This window comes from Allorhizocola rhizosphaerae (assembly GCF_003426775.1).
Taxonomy (GTDB): Bacteria; Actinomycetota; Actinomycetes; order Mycobacteriales; family Micromonosporaceae; genus Allorhizocola; species Allorhizocola rhizosphaerae.
Window position 1 is genome coordinate 1 of record NZ_QJUG01000492.1, and the last position, 1,042, is coordinate 1,042.

Here is a 1,042-nt window from a genome sequence, read left to right on the forward strand (position 1 = left end):
GCCAGCGCCGCCGGGCCGAGGGCTCCCGCTCCCGCGCCGATCGCGTCACGAACCGCCGCGGCATGCTGGTCGAGCGCGGCGGTCAGCCTCGGCAGGCCGGCGCAGGCCGCGCTGGCCGAGCCGCCCAGGTGCTCCCACAACTCGCGCAGGGCAGCGGCCGACGACCGGTGGACCGCGGAATCGACCAAGCGCGCCAAGACATTCGCCATGACCGGACAGGATACGCAGCAACGGCGCATCCGACCAGGGTTGGGCGGAGTCAGGTTCGCGCCGGCACGAACCCGTCGAGCACCACCTGGAGATCGTCGCGATGGTCGGCCCAGGTCGCGGCCGGTGTCCGCCAGTAGATGGAGTATGCCTGGTCGCGTGCGGTGATGAAGCCGCGGTTGAGCACGCGCACCGGCGTGCCGTCCAACGTGTAGGTGAACTCCCAGTCCGCCGCACTGTCCCAATAGGACACCGATTCGAGCCGGACACGCTGGTAGTCGCGGTATCCGCTGCGCCGCGCGGCCTCGTTGTTGCGCCAATCCTGTACCGGGTCGGGCTTCGGGCTGCGGGTCTGGTCGATGAGCAGCAGCCTGTCGGTGGACGGGTCGCGCCACAGCGCGCGACCGTCGCCGTCGCGCCCGAACTGCCACCCGTCGGGCACGGGCACCTTGAAGCCCGTGCCGTCGTCGCGCATCTGCCATCCGGTCGGCAGTTCGACCCCGCGCGTCGCGGGCGCAGTCGTAGTTCCCGCGGTGGTGGGTGCTGTGCTAGGGGTCGTGATAGGGGAGGGCGGCGGCGCCGTTCGATCTCCGGGCGTCGAGCGGGTGAGCAGGAACCCGGCCACCACGGCGCCCACCGCGAGTATCGCCACGGCAACCGGCCAGAGGCGTCGCCCGCGCCGCGTCGGCGTCGGCGCGGGGCTGGCCGGCTCGACGAGCGCTTCGCGCAGCAGGTGCCGGGCCGTGGCCGCGTCCATGCGCTGCGCCGGGTCCTTCTCCAGCAGTCCAATGAGGACATGCGCGAGCCGTCCCGACCGGTGCGGTGGTGGCACGGG

General features: G+C 72.6%; 2 pseudogenes. Both read right to left on the reverse strand.

The features are described from left to right. Nucleotides 1–209 (reverse strand): annotated as a pseudogene (locus DM816_RS42015) (hypothetical protein); the annotation flags it as partial. A 50-nt stretch (nt 210–259) separates the two neighbouring features. Further along, nucleotides 260–1,042 (reverse strand): annotated as a pseudogene (locus tag DM816_RS42020) (serine/threonine-protein kinase); the annotation flags it as partial.